This is a genomic window from Taibaiella helva (assembly GCF_003545695.1).
GTDB lineage: Bacteria > Bacteroidota > Bacteroidia > Chitinophagales > Chitinophagaceae > Taibaiella > Taibaiella helva.
The window spans coordinates 62,533-79,440 of the sequence record NZ_QUZZ01000018.1; the positions used below are offsets into that span (position 1 = coordinate 62,533).

Genomic DNA, 16,908 nt, shown 5'->3' on the forward strand with positions numbered 1-16,908 from the left:
TTCATGAAGCGGGTATTGCTGCGTCGGTTTCGCTGCCGGGCCGCGATGCTACTCCGTATCAGCCTGCTCTTCCTGCCGCAGGATCACCTCGGTTTTCTTATTGGTTTTGAGCTCGGCAAGGGGGATGCCCTTCTGGTTGTCCATGGCCAGCACGGTAAGCTCGTGCCCCATATTAAGGTCGATAAACACCCTGCCGTCGATCAGCCAGCCGGTAGCTTTAAAGCCGTAGCCTTTCCGGGATAGCCCCGAAGACGTATAGATATCCTCGTCAAAGATGATCTTGACCAGGTCGCCATCGCTAAACTTGCGGGCATTTTCTATGTGGGCGCTGTAATAAGACAGCTTCACCTTCGCTGCCTTGGTGGTCTTGCTCATCACCTTCACCGACATGCTCCTGAACTCCTCATCATTATCGCTGCCGCCACCGGTATTTACGGGCCGTGCATCGGCGTTGAACACATTGTAGCCAAAGTCTTTCATGTACAGTTCGGGGTATTCAAACAGCTCTTTAACGGCAATGATCTTATATACGTATAGCGCGGTTTCGGGGTTGAGCTGCATGGAAAAATAATTGCTGCCCTGCCGTTTGATCGCTTTCGAAATATTGCTGATGCCAAAATTGTAGCCTGCCAGCGTGAGCGCCCATACGCCTATCTGGCTGTAATAGGTCTTGAGCAGGCGGCAGGCAGCATCGGTAGACTTGGCGATATCGTTCCGCTCATCGATCACGTCGTTGACAGTAAGGCCCTGTCCGCGCGCCGTTTCGGGCATCAGCTGCCAGTAGCCGGCGGCGCCGGCATGTGATGTTGCATTGGTGAAGCCACTTTCCACCACAGGAATATACTTCAGATCCATAGGCAGGCCATGCCGGGAAAGATAGCGTTCAAATACAGGAAACCAGGTGTTGGCCTGCTGTCGCAGCCGGGGCAGGTTGACCACCGGTACCTGCTTGCGGATCACATTCATCAGTTTGGTTGCTACAAAATTATTGTCGACAGGTATGCGCTCCCCGCAGAAGATCACTTCGTGGAGGCGCGCCTGTGCGCTGCCGCATAATAACCATGCGCAGAAAAACAATACCGCTGTTTTGTGTCGTAGCCGCATAACAATTAGGATGACGCCGGTGATGGTTATTCCGCGCTGTTCGCCTCCTTTTCCTTTTTGCGCTTTTCTTTCCGCGCTTTCTTCTGCTCTTTTTTATGGTCATCATCCCGGACAGAGGCGCCGATCGGTTTTTCTACCCTGGCCAGCTCCCGGCGATACACAGCGCCGTCGAAGAAGAGCTCGAATCCCGGTGCTCCCTGCCTGCGCTCTTTAAGGGTGAAGACCAGCTTGTCGTCATCGTTGATATTGGCGGCCCGGGTAACGTAGATGTAGTCCTTCGTCTCCCCTGGTTTCACCAGTGGGAAAAAGCCGATATAGCTCAGGTAGCTGCATTTCAGGAAAACCTTGGGCGAGCTGTCGGGGTTATACCAGGCCAGGTTGTTGGCGCCAACCAGGTAGTCGTCGGTGCCCTGGTTCTGTATCTCGATGCGGTAATAAGCCATAGCATCGCTGAAGGAAATGCTTTTGAGCGCTACCCGCACGCCGTTTGCAGGTGCGGCCGCGATATCCAGTCGGGCTGGCTCCGCCATAAAACGCTCACTCTGCGTTGCATTGCGCAGGGTATCGCCGGCGATATAAAAATCGGTATTGTTGAACTGGTTTTGCTCGGGTGGAATATCATACAGGTTGATCCCTTTTTTTCCATAGCGTTCCCATAGTCCCGCCAAGGTATAGCGTGCATTCTTCTTTGCCTCTTCCTTCTCCTTTTGCAGGGCTGCCAGGCGTGCTTCTGCTTCTTCTTTTGCTTTTTGCCTGGTCTCGGCTTCTTGCCGGGCCATTTCGGCTTTTTGCCTGCGCTCCGTTTCCGCTTTCTCTGCCTGTTCCTGTGCCTTGCGTTCCATTTCCTCGCGGGCGGCGATCCGCTTCCGCTCTGCTTCTTCCCGGGCGATTCTGTCACGTTCGGCCTTGGCTTTATCCCGTTCCTGACGCTCTTGTTCCCGCTGCTTCGCCATCTCGGCCGCTATGCGCTTGTCTTCTTCCGCTTTCAGCTGATTTTGCCGGAGGGTTTCAGCTGCCTTTTTCTTTTCAGCGGCGGCGTTCTCCCTGGCTATGGTCTCTTCTCTCTCTTTGGCTTTTGCTTGTTCCGCAGCTACGCGTTCTGCTTCCGCTTTGGCCCTGGCGATCTCCTGTTCCTGAGCTTTAGTCCTTTGCCGCTCCTGCTCTGCCTCTGCCTTTTGCCGCGCTTCTATATCCTTCTTCTTTTGCTGCTGGGCCAGCGTTCTTTCTTTTCTCTGCTGCGCCTCTTCCTGTTCCCGCGCTGCTTTTGCTTTTGCCAGGTCGGTGTCTCCGGCTGAAGCTCCGGCAGTTTCATTGTCTCGCTGCTGCTTGTCGGCAGATAGGCTGCGGGATTGTTCGGCCGCGGCTTTCAGCCTCACTTTGTCGGAAAAATCGTAGTACAGCACCGGGTCTTTGTTGATGTCGTAGTCCTTTTTAAAAACCAGCGTAAAGATGTGCGTGTTCTTCCCCTGGATCACGGAAAATCCGGTACCTGTTGCCGGCGGGTTCTCTTTCCCGTTGTAGGAGATCTGCATGGTGTTCTCGTTGCGGGTGCTGAACTTGAAGTAATCGTTCATTTCGTTGTTGTCCCAGCGGGCGTTGTCTACCTCCGAAGGAAAGGCGATAAAGGCCGGGGCATTGGCGCCGATCATGATCTTCCAGCCCACAATGTTCTGGGCGCCGGCCTGCAGGCATAGCACCGAAAGCAGGAGAACGGAAAGCAGGCGTGTCGGGTAGTGTGTCATCAGGCGGGGTGTATCGTGGTAAGCAAATTTACTCCATCCGTTACTGCGTTCCCTAGCCTGAAGACAAAAATCAGTGTTTTTACGTAGAGGCTCCTGTGTGCCTGTGGAGACCGAAAAAGGCCGCCAGGCCGAGTATTCCACCGATGCTGTCGGCCAGCAGGTCGTAGGGGTCATAAGAGCGGCCGCGGGTAATGCCGCTGCCCTGGAGCAGCTCTACCGCGTAGCCCAGGGCAGTAGTGAGCACTGCCATGAAAATACCCTTTCCGAGCGCGGGACGCTGGTAGACACACATCCACAGGAAGGCAAAGCCGCCGAAGATGGCGAAATGGACCCATTTATCGGCCAGGGGAACGTTTACATCCGGGATCTCATTGCCCGGGATGAGGCAAGCGACGAGGATCAGCAGCGTCCACAGGACAGCGATCCAGGCGGTCCTTTTCTTATATAAGTAGAAAAAACGGAAAAATGCTTTCATGATCCGGGGTTTGACAGCGGCAAAGATAGGTTCCCCCTCTTTGCGAAAGCTGCCGGGGCATGGCTTTTTTTCGGCTATCTTTGCGGCCATTATGCATCGAACGTTCCGTCTGGCGTGTACTGTCCTGGTGCTGACGCTATTCCCGCTCACCGGTGTTTTTGCCGGCAGCAAATATGTCTACGATTTCAATAGCCGTTGCCAGCAAGCCTACCAGTCGCTGGTATCGCTGCGTATTGCCGAAGGCAATGCTTTGCTCCGGGAAGAGCTGAAGGATAATCCCAATAACCTGATCCCGGTGCTGCTGGCCAATTACGACGATTGCCTGACGCTCCTGTTCAATGGCGATCCCAATGAATACAGCCGCCGGAAGGCTAACCTGGACAAACGCCTGGACCTGCTGGAGCAGGGCGACGAACAATCGCCCTGGTATAAGTATTGTATCGGTGTGCTGCATTTTCAATGGGCGGCAGTGCGCATCCGTTATAATGAATACTGGAGCGCCGGCCTGGAATTCAGGAAGTCCTTTATCCAGCTGAAGGATAACCGGAAGCTATTTCCTTCCTTCCGCAACAACCAGGTATTGCTGGGGCTGGAAGAGGCTATAGTGGGCACCATTCCCGACAGCTATAAATGGATATCCGGTATGCTGGGCATGAAAGGAGATGTGCGCAAGGGCACTGCGCAGATTGTGGATTTCCTGAGCCATCGCGATGGCAGCGCGGCGCTGATGAGGGAAGAGGCGATCTTCTTTTATTGCTACCTTAAGTTTTCTTTTCTTTCCGATCATAAGAGTGTCTGGAAGTACCTGGATGAAAGCGTGCTGGATTTCCGCAACAACCACCTTTATGCTTTTATGAAAGCCAATTTTGCGCTGAATGATAACAAAGCGCAGTTGGCCGAGCAGGTGCTGAAAGGGCGGAATACGGGCAGCGAATACCTGGATGTACCGGTATTCAATTACCAGCTGGGAACGGCCCTGTTGCAAAAGATGGATCATGATTGTATCGCTTACTTTCAGCAATTCCTGAACCGTTATAAGGGCAAGCTGTTCGTCAAGGATGCCTACCAGAAGATGAGCTTTTATTACCTGGCGCTGGGCGATCTGCCGCAGGCCATCAATTATAAGAATAAGATTGTGAAAGCAGGCAGCGAGCAGGTCGATGCCGATAAGCAGGCGCAACGATATGCGACAAACATCCAGATGCCCAATCCCTTCCTGCTCAAAGCACGGCTGCTGAGCGATGGCGGTTACTATGAGCAGGCCCTCGATGAGCTGAAAGGCTCCCGGGCTGCTGACTTCCCCAATACAGCCGATCAGCTGGAGTTCAACTATCGATACGCCCGTATCTATACTTTGATGGCACAACCGGCTAAAGCGATCCCGTTCTATGAAGCGACGATAAGGGCAGGGGCCAACCGGCAGGAACATTTTGCCGCCCGTTCGGCGCTCGAGATGGGACAAATCTATGAGCAGCAGGGGCTGAATGAAAAAGCGATTGCCTGTTACCGCAAATGTATCGCCATGAAGAACCACGACTACAAGTCTTCCCTGGATCAGAAGGCCAAAGCGGGTATAGACCGGCTGGGGGGCAATAAATAGCCGCTACCGGTTTACCCGGGTTATGATATAATGTGCGGTACTGTCTACAGGTACCAGCAAATGATCCGGCGCTTGTTCCAGCAAGGTCCAATCGTAGCGGGCCTTATCTTTCTTCTCAAAGATCACATAATCCAGTTTTGATCCTCTCAGGAACGAAGACATGTTTGCAGGTAAGACCCGCTCTATGTCCATGAGCTGCTTAAAGCAGGGCAGTTCATTGAAGATCATCAGCCGGGGCGCCAGCAGGCTGACCCGGCTATGCTGCGTGCGTACCATGTTTGCAATGGCGCTGTGCTCTGCAATGATACCGCCGGTGGAAAGATTATGCACATTCCGGTTGATCTGCTGTGCCGAGTAAACAAGGCTGACCAGGATATTGGCCAGCAGCAGTGTCCGGATTGCGAGCACTTTGCTGCGGCTGCCCTGCTCTTCCAGCCATAGCCAGCCTTCGGTAATGATAAGATACAGGAATGGTAAATAAAGTACCATATACTTGGTGGACTTGGACGGACAAATGAGCGCCAGGCCAAGCACGAGGAAAAGGGTATAGGACAGCAAGCCGGGTTGACGGGCTCTGAGCCGCTGCCGGCAGGTAAATAAAACAAAGAGTAAAGTAGCGGTAAGCAATACCTGCTTTTCGGTAAAGAGAAAGCGCATCTGCTCATTGGCCAGCTGCAGCAGTGATGCGTACCAGCGCTGATCGGGATTCAATATCGGATCGTGGCGAAACTGGTGCCAGAAATACTTCAGGTCGGCATGATATAAGGTGTCAGCAAAATAAGGTGCGAATGCCAGCGCTGCCAGGGCGGCATACGCAAAGACGACACCATATTTCTTTCGCTGCAGCAGTAACAGGCAGCCGGCGGCAATAAAAACAGCGCCGTTCAGGTGCGCAAACATACATAGCCCGGCAGCAATGGCGGAGCCGGCCAGCGCTGCACTTTTTCCCTGATCGAGGTAACGCATCAGCAGTACATAGCTGGCAAAGCCCAGCGTCATGATCAGGACTTCGGGCCTGAAATCACCCGCAGCATACAGCAGGTCCTGGTTGAAAAGCAGCAGGGTGAGGCAAATGAGAAAAAAGGCAGGATAAATATTGCCGTATCGCCTGCGTGTATAAGCATAGAATAAAGGAAGAAAAGCAAGGAAAGAAAGGTAGGTCACCATATGAAGACTGATCAGCGACCAGCCGCCGATGCGGCAGGCCAGGTAGCCGCAGTAAACAAACAGCTTGTGGAAGATGCTCTGGTAAACATCATAGCCAAGGTCGGCAAAGCCCAGACCTGACCTGACTTTTCCCACCTTCAGGAGCCAGAACACCTGCTCGCCCAGGTATTCGTCGTCAATCCGGGGAACATTATCGATCTGGTAGCCAATAAACAGGATGCAAGCGAAAGCCAGGAAAATTCTGAGGTGCTTAGTCTTTATCGGCAGCATTTAAATAGACCTTGTGATGGCCGCAAAATACTATTTATAGATGAACCGGTGAAGAAAGAATAAGGGGTGGGCTGGTTAAGAAGAAACATAGCCGCCGTATCTTTTATTCTTCTTCTCCGTCTTTATATTTCTTTTTCTTTTCCGGTGCTTTGCCTTCGATCACGATCACGATCTCGCCTTTGGGCGGGTGCTGTTCATAATGCAGGGCCAGCGCCTGCAGCGTATCCCGGCGGGTCTCTTCAAACATTTTGGTCAGCTCGCGGGATACGCTGGCCTGCCGTTCCGAACCAAAATAAGTGACCATCTCCGCAAGCGATTTGGCGAGCCGGTGCGGCGATTCGTAGAGGATCAAAGTGCGCTCTTCGGTGGATAGCTCTTCCAGCTTTGTTTTTCGCCCCTTTTTCAAAGGCAGGAAGCCTTCGAAGACAAAGCTGTTGGAGGGCAGGCCGCTTTGCACCAGGGCGGGTACAAATGCGGTAGCGCCGGGCAGGCATTCCACTGCGATACCCTGGCGTATGCATTCGCGCAGCAACAGGAAGCCCGGATCGGAGATGCCGGGTGTACCGGCGTCGGTGAGCAGGGCCAGGGTCTTTCCGCCACGAAGATGATCGACCATTTGTTCCAGCACACGATGCTCATTGTGCTGGTGGTAGGCATACAGCGGCTTCTGGATCTGGTAATGCTTCAGCAGCACACCACTGGTACGGGTGTCTTCGCACAGGATGGCATCCGCCTGCTTCAGCGTGTCCAGCGCGCGCAGTGTGATATCGGCCAGGTTGCCGATGGGGGTCGGAACAAGATAGAGCTTCATAGTAGCGCAAAGAAGTCTTCCGGTAGGAAAGACTTCTTCTGGTTTGATGACAATGTCCTTGAAAAGCTTATCCTTCGGTGATCTCGAAAGTATAGGATTCCATTACCTGGTTGGCGAGCAGCCTTTTGCAGGCCTCTTCCGTTTTGCTGCGGGCTTCGTCCTGGCTGGCGGCTTCCAGCGACAGGGTAATGTGCTTTCCTACCCTTACCTGGCTTACATTGGATAAGCCCAGGTTGTGCAGGCTTTCGGTTACAGCTTTACCTTGAGGGTCCAGCAGTTCTTTCAGGGGCATTACATCGATGTGTGCAGTAAATTTCATTGGATGCGTATTGTATAAAAATAAATGACGATTAAATATCCGTGGTTATTGCCTGGCCTCAGCCAGCGGGCTGGTCTCCGGGTAACGGTAAATAACGGAGAACAGGATATACAGCACAAAGACCAGGGGAACGACGGCGAACTTAAGGAAAGGCATGCCGGCCAGCAATACCAGCAGCAGCACGATCTGCGGCCACCAGGCCGAAGCGCCTTTGCCGGGAGCTTTCCATTTAAGGAATTTGATCTTGCTGACCATAAGGAAGCAAAGCACGGCAACGAGCAGGTAAAGGAACCATTTGTTCCGGAGCAGCTCGTCAAAATTGAATATGGGATTGCGGTACCAGCTCAGCAGGGGCAGGGAGGCTACGATGATGCCGGCGGCCGGAATGGGCATGCCGGAAAAGTGATCCCGCTGCTGGGCGCTGGTCTGGTTGAAGCGTGCCAGGCGCAAAGCGCCGAAGCAGGCCAGCAGGAACGCCGGGGTAGTGGCCAGCAGCGGCGCATCCAGCGCGCCGGGTTCGGCCATATAAGCAAGCCACAACAGCTTAAATATGATCATGGAAGGCGCCACGCCAAAGGAGACTACATCGGCCAGGGAGTCGAGATCGCGGCCGATAAGAGAATTGGCGCCCAGCGAGCGGGCCGCGAGCCCGTCAAACACGTCCATCAATGCGGCAAGGGCAATGAAAAAGCTTCCCCAGTACATTTGCTCTAGTCCCAGCACAGGCCTGTACTCTTCTTCATTGATCGTCGTGAGAAAAGCAGGAGCATTCAGAATAAAGGCAATGGCAATACAACCAAAGAAAAGATTGGCCAGCGTGCAGATATTGGGTAAATGTTTCATTTATGAGTAGCTGTAGTCGGTGCCTGCCGTTGGTGCCTGCCGGCGGGCAAAGATAAATCATTTAAAAAAAGGCCCACGAAAATAGTTTTTTATTTACATACCTGTACCTGTTTGCTACGGAGCTGTTACAGCGGCAGCAACTTTAAAGTAAGGGGGGATGCAAAGAACGTAAAATTCTTTTTCCCTGTTCCTAAAGGGCTTGTTATTGCCGGCGCCAGGCGTCGCCCCGACGTACATAATTCGCCGAAATAGCCTATCTTTGAGAACAACAAATTCTTTAAGATAATATGGATCCTAATCAGTTTTCAGGAAATGCTTACAACGATGTGCAGCATCGTCAGTACAATCCCGCATCGGTCAACTCGAATTATATCGCCAGCTATATGACCAAAGTCTACGGCTGGATGTTCCTCGGCCTGAGCATCACCGCTGTGATCGCCATGCTGGTAGCTTCTTCTCCCGCGGCGATCAGCCTCTTTTATGGAACACCGTTATTTATCGTGCTCATTCTGGCTCAGCTTTTCCTGGTCGGCTTCCTGGCGCTCAGGGTGCAGCACATGTCCTCAGCAACAGCAACCGCGATCTTTATCGGTTATGCTGTGCTTACCGGTATTACCTTTTCAGCTCTGCTGCTCCGGTACACCACGGGCTCCCTGGTATCGGTGTTCGGCATCACGGCGGGCACTTTCGGTATCATGACGGCTGTCGGCTATTTTACCAAGCAGGACCTGACCTCTTTCGGCCGCATCATGCTGATGGGCCTTATCGGTATCATCCTGGCGTCCATAGTAAATTTCTTCCTGAAGAGCGAGGCGCTCTACTGGATCATCTCCTATGTAGGTGTAGCGGTATTTGTAGGCTTGATTGCCTACGATACCCAGAAGATCAAAGCCTACGCTTTGCTGAGCAACGAGGAAGATCGTAAGAAAGGAGCGATATTGGGCGCCCTCGCCCTGTACCTCGACTTTGTCAACCTCTTTATTTTCCTGCTGCGCTTGTTTGGCGGCAGAAGAAACTAGCTTGATTATCAAAAACTAAGACAAAGGTGTACTTTCCGTACACCTTTGTCGTTCCCGGCTTTCAGGGAAAATTTTTATCTTCGTTCGATTCCCCCGGTTTAAAATGAGTAGTGCCATAATGAAATTGTTTTGTTTTCCTGCTATTGTATTGGGTCTGATCTTATTTACGGTATCCGCTGCACCGGCCCAGGTATTGCAGCAAGGGCCTGCCAAGGCGGCGGAAACGCCCGCTCCCAAGGCAGAAAAAGAGGTGAAGGATGTAAAGGTGCTGAGCGAGAAGAAAGACAAGCACGGGAATATCCAGCGCACCATCCAGTATTTCGACGGTAACATTAAGGTCACCGAAACGGTGATCATTCCGCCTTTTCCCGGTTTGGGAGAGCGTAAGAAGATCAATGTCGATACGCTCATACACGATTCTATGCTCGTCTATGTTGACAAAACCAATTACCTGGTGGCCCTGATCTATCGTAAAAAGCGTATCCGGCAGTACCGGGCGGTTTTTGGTCCCGACCGCCTGAAAGACAAAATGCGCGAAGGCGATCGCTGTACCCCGGAAGGCTGGTTCAAGATCGTGAGCAAGAAAGAACACAGCAACTGGCAGAAGTTTATCCTGATCAATTATCCCAACGATTCTTCCTATGCGCGCTTTAACCGTCGCCGGCAGCAGGGCCTCATTCCGCCCGGATCGCAGATCGGAGGCTCGGTGGGGATACACGGTGTATTTAAGAGCGGCGTGAAGATGATCGACTGGGGTATGGGATGGACCGATGGCTGCATCGCGATGAAGCCGGAGGATATAGAGGACTTTTATCAATTTGTGTGGCCGGGGACCCGTGTGTATGTAAAGCGCTGAGCCCTTCTTGATCTTTGTCAGGGAAATAGGCCTATAGCGAATATCGGGGACCGGGAATCTTTTTTCGATTATCTTTGTGCGCGATGAAGCAAAGCAAGTGTTTGACGACGGAAGGAATGGCCCGCCCCAAAGCGGAATTCCTGCAGCGATTCCTGGGCGATGAGACCGTAACCGCCGGCGTAAGCAGCGTTACGATCAGCGCCGGTATTCAGCTGCACTATGCCGATGTTTTGCTTTGCCCCACCGAGGACGAGCCTGAAGAAATGGCTTACCTGCACTTCTATCCGGTGGCCGACGGCAATTATTATCTCCAGCTTTCTTTCCTGCCTGAGTGCAACAGCAAGGCCAACGAGTCGTACCGTGTGGCGCAGCTGGTGTTCCATCCCTCCTTTTTTGAGCAATGGCCCGAGGGTTTGGTTTGCGGCAAGCAGCCCTTCCGCTTCGACCGCTGCACCGAACAGGCTTTTACGCTCAACGGCCAGGGGCGCGATATGCTGGAAGCTTTGATGAAGGAGAATACTAACCTGGATTTTATCCAGTCGCTGCGCCGGCAGGAAATGGCCATCAGCCTGCTCCGCTTTGCGTTGGAAGCTTTCCTGGTGCCCGATGAAGCCAATAAGCTGCCTGCCTGCAGCTTCCTTTCCAACAACAGTGAGCGGGATAAGGTGCTGGAAACGCAGCGGCTGATCATGGAGCATCTCGATCATCCCATGACGATCCGCGAATTGTCGCGGGAAGTAGCTATGAATGAATGTTACCTGAAAAAGGGCTTCAAAGCCATGTTTGGCAAGACCATCCACGAGTACCAGCAATTCCAGCGTATCGAACGGGCTAAGGAGCTCCTGCTGGAAGGCAATTGTTCCATCAATGAAGTGGCCTTTAAAATGGGTTTCGGCAGCGCTTCCCATTTCAGCACCTCCTTCAAAAAGATCGCGGGTATGAAACCCTGCGAGCTGCTGCGCTGATTCCTTCCTGAATATACTTCTGTAAAAGGGGACTACTTAATGTACTTCCCGATAAACGGCATGGCCTTCAGCTCCGTTTTTTCCACCTTTACGATCAGCAGCAGGTAGAGCAGCATCAGGCCGCTGGCGACAATAACCCTGATACCCAGCTGCAGCCAGCTTTGATGAATGCCGGCGGTGAGAGCATCAACGCCCGCTTTGAAAAAGAAAAAGATCAGCATGACGGTGAGGTAAGCCAGTATTTTCTTGACGGGATAGGGTACCGGGAAATACTTTTGGCCCATAAAGTAGGCCATCAGCATCATGCTGAAATAGCAGACCAGTGTGGACCAGGCAGAAGCATACATACCCCATTTGGGAATAAAGCCGTAGTTGCCGATAAAGGTGATCGCGGCGCCCGCTACCGTAATGTATATGCCCATCCACATCCTGTCGGTTAGCTTGTACCATACCGAAAGGTTGTAATAAATGCCCAGGCATACATTGGCCAGGAGCAATATGGGTACCACCCCGATGCCGCTCCTGTAGCTCTCCGACCGGATGATCACCACTTTCCATACATCCAGGTACAAAGCGGTGAAGAGAAAGGCGACGGCCATGGTGATCACAAACCATTTCATGATCCTGGCATACAATACCGGCGCGTTCTTCTCCTTAGCCTGGTTGAAGAAAAAAGGTTCTGCCGCCATACGGAAGGCCTGGATAAAGAGGGAGATGAAAATGGCCAGTCGGTAATTGGCGCCGTAAATGGCTACGATCTTCTTGTTGACATCATTGCTGAAGGGTAAAAGCTTGTCGAGAAACTCGCGGTCCATCACTTCATTGATCATACCCGCCAGGCCGATGATAACCATAGGCAGGCTATAGCCCACCATCTTTTTCCAAAGTGCCTTATCGATGCTGAAGCGAAAGCCTTTCCATTCAGGAAAGAGCACCAGCAGCACAAAGCCGCTTTGCAAAAGGTTGGCGAGGAGAATGAAGCCCAGCCTGGTTTTGCCCTGAAGCCACTGCGCCAGGCCATTGCCGGGATGCGCCGTAGTCCATTTGGGCAGGTAAACCAGGAAGAATACGATGAAGAATATATTGATCAGGATGCCGGAAAGCTTAACGAAGGCATATTTTTTAGGACGGTTCTCCTGCCGTAGCTTGGCAAAGGGAATAGCGGCCAATGTATCCAGGCCGATAATGAGCGCACACCAGGAGATGTATTCAGGATGATTGTCGATCTCAAAAAAGCGCTGGATCGGGTGGCGTACAAGGATCAGGACCAGGCAAAGTATCGTCGTGCTGATCAGCAGTGAGCCGAAGGCGGTGCGGAACAAGCTACGCCGGTCGATATCTGCCTGGTTGGAAAAACGGAAATAAGCTGTTTCCAGGCCATAGGTAAAGATGATGTTGGCCGCGGCCATCCAGGCATACAGCACGTTCATGCCGCCATAATCCACCATGCCCTGGTTGTCGCTGAGCAGAGCGGTAAGCAAGGGCGTCAGCAAAAAGTTGAGCATCCGGGCCCCTACATTACTGATCCCATACCAAAGCGTCTGTCCGGCCAATTGTTTTATAGCAGCCAATACATCAAAAATTTGGACGCAAATTTAATGATTTAATGATAGCCCCGTGGTTTATTTGTCTTCTGTGACGTTAAAGCCCGATGCAGCATAAAAAGGAAAGCCGCCCGGCAGCAAAGGGTTTAAACGTTATCTTTGGCCCGGGTCTTATAAAAGCAGGCCCATTCAAGCGTATGGCCGCCGTTCTTTCTATTCAGGAGCTTTCCAAAGCCTATGGCACTGTAAAAGCATTGAAGCAGGTATCCTTCGACGTACCTGAAGGGAGTGTGTTCGGCGTATTGGGGCCCAATGGCAGCGGCAAAACCACCTTGCTGGGTATCCTGCTGGATGTGCTGCGGGCCGATGCCGGCAGCTTTGCCTGGTTTGGCGGCATAGACCCTGCCGCTGCGCGCCGCCAGATCGGCGCCTTGCTCGAAACGCCCAATTTCTATCACTACCTCAGTGCGGTGCGTAACCTCGAGATCAATGCCCGTATCAAAGGGCGCGGCGCCGACGACATCGACCGTGTGCTGGAGGTTGTGCGCCTGAGCCATCGCAAGGACTCCCGCTTCAGCACTTATTCGCTGGGCATGAAGCAGCGTCTGGCCATTGCCAACGCCTTGCTGGGCCGGCCCAGAGTGCTGCTGCTCGATGAGCCCACCAACGGCCTGGACCCCGAAGGGATCGCGGAGATCAGGGGGCTGATCCAGGAGCTCAACCAGCAGGGCGTCACCGTGATCATGGCCAGCCATCTGCTCGATGAAGTAGAGAAGGTGTGCACGCATGTAGCTGTGCTGCAAAGAGGCGACCTGCTGGTATCGGGCAATGTCGGCGATGCCTTCAGGGCCGAGACGCTGCTGGAAATAAGTGCCGGCGATACCAGCCGGTTGCAGGAAGTGCTGCAACGGCTGCCGGGACTAAAGTCCGTGTCAATCAATGGCAGGATCTTATCGTTGTCGCTGGCGGAAGAGATGAGCGCGGAAGCCGTCAATCGCTTTTGCTTTGAGCAGGGTGTCGTGCTGCAGCATCTGCAGCTGAAGAAGAAAAGCCTTGAACGCCAGTTCATGGAGCTGACCAAGGGCGGCGAAGTGCATTAGCCGGCCCAACGTATTGTCTTGCCCGGGCAGTCTATGGGCCAGGAAGAGTGCCTTGGATACTGTTCTGTAATTTTTGCTTTAAAATTTGCTTTTTCAAATTCTTTATCTATTTTTAAGCCTCGAAATATAACCCAAACAGCGCTGCTTCCGGTTAATTCTGCTTTAAATCAATAAAAATATTTGCAACCTAATGAAGACTTTTTTACTTACAGCAATGGGCGTTTTCGCCATCCTCTCCACGATAACGTTTACTTCCTGCAAAGAAGATAAGTGTAAAGCTACGGTTTGTGCATATGGTGGCGTATGTCAGGACGATGGCTCCTGTCAATGTCCGGTAGGTTATGAGGGCGAGCGTTGCGAAACCATTACCCGTGATAAGTTCAAAGGCGCATGGCGCGTAACGGAAGACGGTACTGCCAGCAATCCTGCGCAGTATGCGACTTCTATCGAGAACGGCAATGCCATTGATGAAGTGATCATCCGCAACTTCTACAACCTGTTCAACCCCGTGGTAGATGCTAAAGTAAAAGGCGATACCATTTATATCAGCCGCCAGACCGTTAAGGTAGGTGAAGATGAAAAAGTGATCGAAGGTAAAGGTTATGCAGTACCCGAAGCTTTCTACGGCCTGCATGGTAAGCTGGTAATTTCTTACCGTGTCACCTCTTCAGACGGCAGCATCAACGAATTCGGTATGAGCGGCGCGACCAATGCCTCCGTCTGGAACAAATAAATCCGGCATAAAATACTTATGTTTGTAAAGCCCTTTCGGAATGAGGGGCTTTATTTTTTTGCTGCCTGCGACCGATGAAGAAGAACTATATCGCCGACCTCTTTATACATAACCGTTGGTACCTGCTGACGATCATCGGTATTTTCCTGTTCCTGTCGGCGTTCTTTCTGAACTTCCTTTGGTATGTAGCCCTGGTATACCTGCTGGTGCTGGTTGCGCTGACGGTAATGGATTACCTGCTCCTGTTTGCGGGGAAACGCAGCCTGCAGGCGCAGCGGATTGTCAATGAGCGGCTGAACCTCGGCGATGACAATGCCGTTAGCATCGGTCTGCTCAGCAGTTTTCCCTTCAGCATAGAAGTAAGGCTGATCGATGAGCTGCCGGTGCAGTTCCAGAAGCGCGACTTCAACCTGAAGCTGCAGGTGCAGGCCGGCAAAAAGCAGACGGCAGCTTACAGCCTCCGGCCCCTTACCCGGGGAGAATACCTCTTCGGCAGGATACTAGGCTATGTGAGCAGTCCCCTGGGCCTGCTGGCGCGCAGATGCATCAGCCCGGCCGCCCGGTCGGTAAAGGTGTATCCTTCTACCCGTTACCTGCGGCAGTACCAGCTGCTGGCATTAAGCGACAGCAACCAGTATATCGGCGTTAAGAAGATAAGGAAGCTGGGACATAGCATGGAATTTGAGCAGATCAAGGAATATGTGCAGGGGGATGATATACGGACCATCAACTGGAAGGCTACTGCAAGAAGAGGTAACCTTATGGTCAATAATTTTATTGATGCCCGCAGCCAGCAGATCTATTGTATTATCGATAAGGGCCGCACGATGAAGATGCCTTTCGACGGCATGAGCCTGCTCGATTACTCGATCAACGCCGCGCTTATTTTTCTCAATATTGCTTTGATCAAGCAGGATCGCGCAGGCCTCATCACTTTTGGCGCAAAGGTGAACGACATCATCGCGTCCGAACGGGGGCACACGCAGATCAGCAAGATCAACGAAGCTTTATACCGGCAGCAGACAGATTTCAAAGACAGCAGCCTCGAAGCACTGGGAACAACGGTTTATCACAAGCTGTCGCAGCGCAGCTTCCTGCTGCTCTTTACCAATTTCGAGACCATGTCGTCGCTGCAGCGGCAGCTGCCCTACCTGCGCAAGCTGGCGTCGCGACATTTGCTATGTGTGGTATTCTTCGAAAATACTTTGCTGAAAGAAATTCACGATGCCCATCCCGATTCCCTGGAAGGAATCTATATTAAAACCATTGCTGATCGCTTCAGCTTTGAAAAGAAGCAGATCGTAAAGGAGCTGCGCCGCCATGGCATCCTGTCTGTATTAACCACGCCACAGGAGCTGACGGTCGATGTGATCAACAAATACCTGGAGCTGAAAGCCCGGCAGATGGTATAATCCCGGACCTTACTCGTGGTGATAGGGCGAATGGTTGAGTATGCTGAAAGCCCGGTACACCTGTTCGGCGGCAATAAGCCGTACCAGCTGATGGGGAAACACAAGCGGAGAAAGCGACCAGGTTTGCTTTGCAGCTGCCCTTACCGCATCGGTAACGCCGAAAGCGCCGCCGATAAGCAATACCAGGGTCTTCACACCCTGGTTCATGCATTGCTGAAATTGCCTGGCCCATTGCGGCGAATTGAGCGCTTTTCCCCGTTCGTCGAGCAAGACAAGGTAATGGCTGGGCTGCAGCCGTTTCAGTATCATCTCTTCCTCGAGCAGCCGGATACGCGCTACATCGGTAGAAACGGCCTTCCGGGGCGGCTGGAGAATCACCAGGGATACCGGGTTCCAGGGTTTGGTCTTCTGAAAGTAGTATTGCAGGCCTTTTTCTATGAAATCTTCATTACCTTTGCCTAAAGACCAGATTTCTATGTTCATGGTTTTTTGAAAAAAAAGAAAAATAAATTTGCTGCGAAGTTAAAAAATTATTTACCTTTGCACTCCCATCAACGGAATGGCTGCGTAGCTCAACTGAATAGAGCATCTGACTACGGATCAGAAGGTTTCAGGTTTGAATCCTGACGCGGTCACTAAAATCAACAAAAAGGAGGCTAAACGGCCTCCTTTTCTATTTTCAGCGAGACACCCCTTGCCCCAGTACGCCTTATTTGGGATCAAGTTAAAAATGTGGGACAGCCGTGGGGCAAAATTTCGGATCGATTTACTTTCCATAAAAAATGCCCCCAATAAGTGTCTAACTTTTTGGGAGCAGTGCAGACTAGGGATCAATCGTAAAATCTGGGGGATTAGTAAAAAAGCGTTTGCTTTGCGAGCTAAAAAATAACTGTTTTGTCCGATCCGTATTTGGAGCTCATCTCCCTGACCCTACCCGAAGGCCTTCTT

The 16,908-nt window shown here is 52.1% G+C and carries 16 protein-coding genes and 1 tRNA gene; 8 read left to right on the top strand and 9 right to left on the bottom strand.

Going from position 1 to position 16,908, the window contains the following annotated elements:
* Positions 1-48: 48 nt before the first annotated feature.
* The 3 genes from DZC79_RS20290 to DZC79_RS20300 all read right to left on the bottom strand — a co-directional run bounded on the left by DZC79_RS20290 (position 49) and on the right by DZC79_RS20300 (position 3,321).
* A complete protein-coding gene (locus DZC79_RS20290; protein WP_118953452.1) occupies positions 49-1,104 on the bottom strand; it encodes a lytic transglycosylase domain-containing protein in 1,056 nt (351 codons plus the stop codon).
* 26 nt (positions 1,105-1,130) lie between these two features.
* The gene (locus tag DZC79_RS20295; RefSeq protein ID WP_118953453.1) at positions 1,131-2,846 is read right to left on the bottom strand and encodes a coiled-coil domain-containing protein; all 1,716 of its coding nucleotides are present in this window, start codon (positions 2,844-2,846) and stop codon (positions 1,131-1,133) included.
* A gap of 79 nt (positions 2,847-2,925) precedes the next feature.
* Positions 2,926-3,321, bottom strand: coding sequence for a VanZ family protein (locus DZC79_RS20300; RefSeq protein ID WP_157977306.1), 396 nt, complete (start codon positions 3,319-3,321; stop codon positions 2,926-2,928).
* Positions 3,322-3,412: 91 nt separating this feature from the next.
* On the opposite strand from DZC79_RS20300, the gene DZC79_RS20305 reads away from it, so the two are divergent.
* Positions 3,413-4,921 carry a tetratricopeptide repeat protein gene (locus DZC79_RS20305; protein ID WP_157977307.1) on the top strand — a complete coding sequence of 503 codons (1,509 nt, stop codon included), beginning with the start codon at positions 3,413-3,415 and terminating at the stop codon, positions 4,919-4,921.
* A gap of 3 nt (positions 4,922-4,924) precedes the next feature.
* On the opposite strand, the gene DZC79_RS20310 is transcribed toward DZC79_RS20305, so the two are convergent.
* The 4 genes from DZC79_RS20310 to DZC79_RS20325 form a co-directional block, all read right to left on the bottom strand.
* The gene (locus DZC79_RS20310; RefSeq protein ID WP_118953455.1) at positions 4,925-6,358 is read right to left on the bottom strand and encodes a hypothetical protein; all 1,434 of its coding nucleotides are present in this window, start codon (positions 6,356-6,358) and stop codon (positions 4,925-4,927) included.
* 103 nt (positions 6,359-6,461) lie between these two features.
* Positions 6,462-7,169 (bottom strand): 16S rRNA (cytidine(1402)-2'-O)-methyltransferase, encoded by a 708-nt coding sequence (rsmI, locus tag DZC79_RS20315; RefSeq protein ID WP_118953456.1) that lies wholly within the window; start codon positions 7,167-7,169, stop codon positions 6,462-6,464.
* A gap of 67 nt (positions 7,170-7,236) precedes the next feature.
* The gene (purS, locus tag DZC79_RS20320) at positions 7,237-7,488 is read right to left on the bottom strand and encodes a phosphoribosylformylglycinamidine synthase subunit PurS (RefSeq protein WP_118953457.1); all 252 of its coding nucleotides are present in this window, start codon (positions 7,486-7,488) and stop codon (positions 7,237-7,239) included.
* A gap of 45 nt (positions 7,489-7,533) precedes the next feature.
* Entirely contained in the window at positions 7,534-8,331 is a 798-nt protein-coding gene (locus tag DZC79_RS20325) for a CDP-alcohol phosphatidyltransferase family protein (protein ID WP_118953458.1), read from the bottom strand.
* A 287-nt stretch (positions 8,332-8,618) separates the two neighbouring features.
* On the opposite strand from DZC79_RS20325, the gene DZC79_RS20330 reads away from it, so the two are divergent.
* The 3 genes from DZC79_RS20330 to DZC79_RS20340 all read left to right on the top strand — a co-directional run bounded on the left by DZC79_RS20330 (position 8,619) and on the right by DZC79_RS20340 (position 11,171).
* A complete protein-coding gene (locus DZC79_RS20330; protein ID WP_118953459.1) occupies positions 8,619-9,350 on the top strand; it encodes a Bax inhibitor-1/YccA family protein in 732 nt (243 codons plus the stop codon).
* 118 nt (positions 9,351-9,468) lie between these two features.
* Positions 9,469-10,206, top strand: a complete 738-nt coding sequence (locus DZC79_RS20335; protein WP_157977308.1) for a L,D-transpeptidase family protein — start codon at positions 9,469-9,471, stop codon at positions 10,204-10,206.
* A 101-nt stretch (positions 10,207-10,307) separates the two neighbouring features.
* Positions 10,308-11,171, top strand: coding sequence for a helix-turn-helix domain-containing protein (locus DZC79_RS20340; protein ID WP_157977309.1), 864 nt, complete (start codon positions 10,308-10,310; stop codon positions 11,169-11,171).
* A 32-nt stretch (positions 11,172-11,203) separates the two neighbouring features.
* Here DZC79_RS20340 and DZC79_RS20345 read toward each other — a convergent pair whose 3' ends face one another.
* Entirely contained in the window at positions 11,204-12,742 is a 1,539-nt protein-coding gene (locus DZC79_RS20345; RefSeq protein ID WP_118953462.1) for a lipopolysaccharide biosynthesis protein, read from the bottom strand.
* A gap of 170 nt (positions 12,743-12,912) precedes the next feature.
* Here DZC79_RS20345 and DZC79_RS20350 point away from each other — a divergent pair, with 170 nt between their 5' ends.
* From DZC79_RS20350 to DZC79_RS20360, 3 genes are all read left to right on the top strand, one after another.
* The gene (locus DZC79_RS20350; protein ID WP_118953470.1) at positions 12,913-13,815 is read left to right on the top strand and encodes an ABC transporter ATP-binding protein; all 903 of its coding nucleotides are present in this window, start codon (positions 12,913-12,915) and stop codon (positions 13,813-13,815) included.
* 190 nt (positions 13,816-14,005) lie between these two features.
* Positions 14,006-14,548 carry a calcium-binding EGF-like domain-containing protein gene (locus DZC79_RS20355; RefSeq protein WP_157977310.1) on the top strand — a complete coding sequence of 181 codons (543 nt, stop codon included), beginning with the start codon at positions 14,006-14,008 and terminating at the stop codon, positions 14,546-14,548.
* A gap of 74 nt (positions 14,549-14,622) precedes the next feature.
* Positions 14,623-15,960, top strand: coding sequence for a DUF58 domain-containing protein (locus DZC79_RS20360; protein ID WP_118953464.1), 1,338 nt, complete (start codon positions 14,623-14,625; stop codon positions 15,958-15,960).
* 9 nt (positions 15,961-15,969) lie between these two features.
* Here the strand turns inward: DZC79_RS20360 and DZC79_RS20365 are convergent, their stop codons facing one another.
* A complete protein-coding gene (locus DZC79_RS20365; RefSeq protein WP_118953465.1) occupies positions 15,970-16,443 on the bottom strand; it encodes a 23S rRNA (pseudouridine(1915)-N(3))-methyltransferase RlmH in 474 nt (157 codons plus the stop codon).
* A gap of 78 nt (positions 16,444-16,521) precedes the next feature.
* Between DZC79_RS20365 and DZC79_RS20370 the strand changes: the two genes are divergently transcribed.
* A tRNA-Arg gene (locus tag DZC79_RS20370) sits at positions 16,522-16,595 on the top strand.
* The last annotated feature ends 313 nt before the right edge of the window (positions 16,596-16,908 follow it).

Coding starts and splice junctions, on each gene's coding strand:
- DZC79_RS20365 (WP_118953465.1), bottom strand. CDS start 16,443: ATGAACATAGAAATCTGGTCTTTAGGCAAAGGTAATGAAGATTTCATA.
- DZC79_RS20300 (WP_157977306.1), bottom strand. CDS start 3,321: ATGAAAGCATTTTTCCGTTTTTTCTACTTATATAAGAAAAGGACCGCC.
- DZC79_RS20330 (WP_118953459.1), top strand. CDS start 8,619: ATGGATCCTAATCAGTTTTCAGGAAATGCTTACAACGATGTGCAGCAT.
- DZC79_RS20350 (WP_118953470.1), top strand. CDS start 12,913: ATGGCCGCCGTTCTTTCTATTCAGGAGCTTTCCAAAGCCTATGGCACT.
- DZC79_RS20355 (WP_157977310.1), top strand. CDS start 14,006: ATGAAGACTTTTTTACTTACAGCAATGGGCGTTTTCGCCATCCTCTCC.
- DZC79_RS20335 (WP_157977308.1), top strand. CDS start 9,469: ATGAAATTGTTTTGTTTTCCTGCTATTGTATTGGGTCTGATCTTATTT.
- DZC79_RS20360 (WP_118953464.1), top strand. CDS start 14,623: ATGAAGAAGAACTATATCGCCGACCTCTTTATACATAACCGTTGGTAC.
- rsmI (WP_118953456.1), bottom strand. CDS start 7,169: ATGAAGCTCTATCTTGTTCCGACCCCCATCGGCAACCTGGCCGATATC.
- DZC79_RS20290 (WP_118953452.1), bottom strand. CDS start 1,104: ATGCGGCTACGACACAAAACAGCGGTATTGTTTTTCTGCGCATGGTTA.
- DZC79_RS20305 (WP_157977307.1), top strand. CDS start 3,413: ATGCATCGAACGTTCCGTCTGGCGTGTACTGTCCTGGTGCTGACGCTA.
- DZC79_RS20325 (WP_118953458.1), bottom strand. CDS start 8,331: ATGAAACATTTACCCAATATCTGCACGCTGGCCAATCTTTTCTTTGGT.
- DZC79_RS20295 (WP_118953453.1), bottom strand. CDS start 2,846: ATGACACACTACCCGACACGCCTGCTTTCCGTTCTCCTGCTTTCGGTG.
- purS (WP_118953457.1), bottom strand. CDS start 7,488: ATGAAATTTACTGCACACATCGATGTAATGCCCCTGAAAGAACTGCTG.
- DZC79_RS20310 (WP_118953455.1), bottom strand. CDS start 6,358: ATGCTGCCGATAAAGACTAAGCACCTCAGAATTTTCCTGGCTTTCGCT.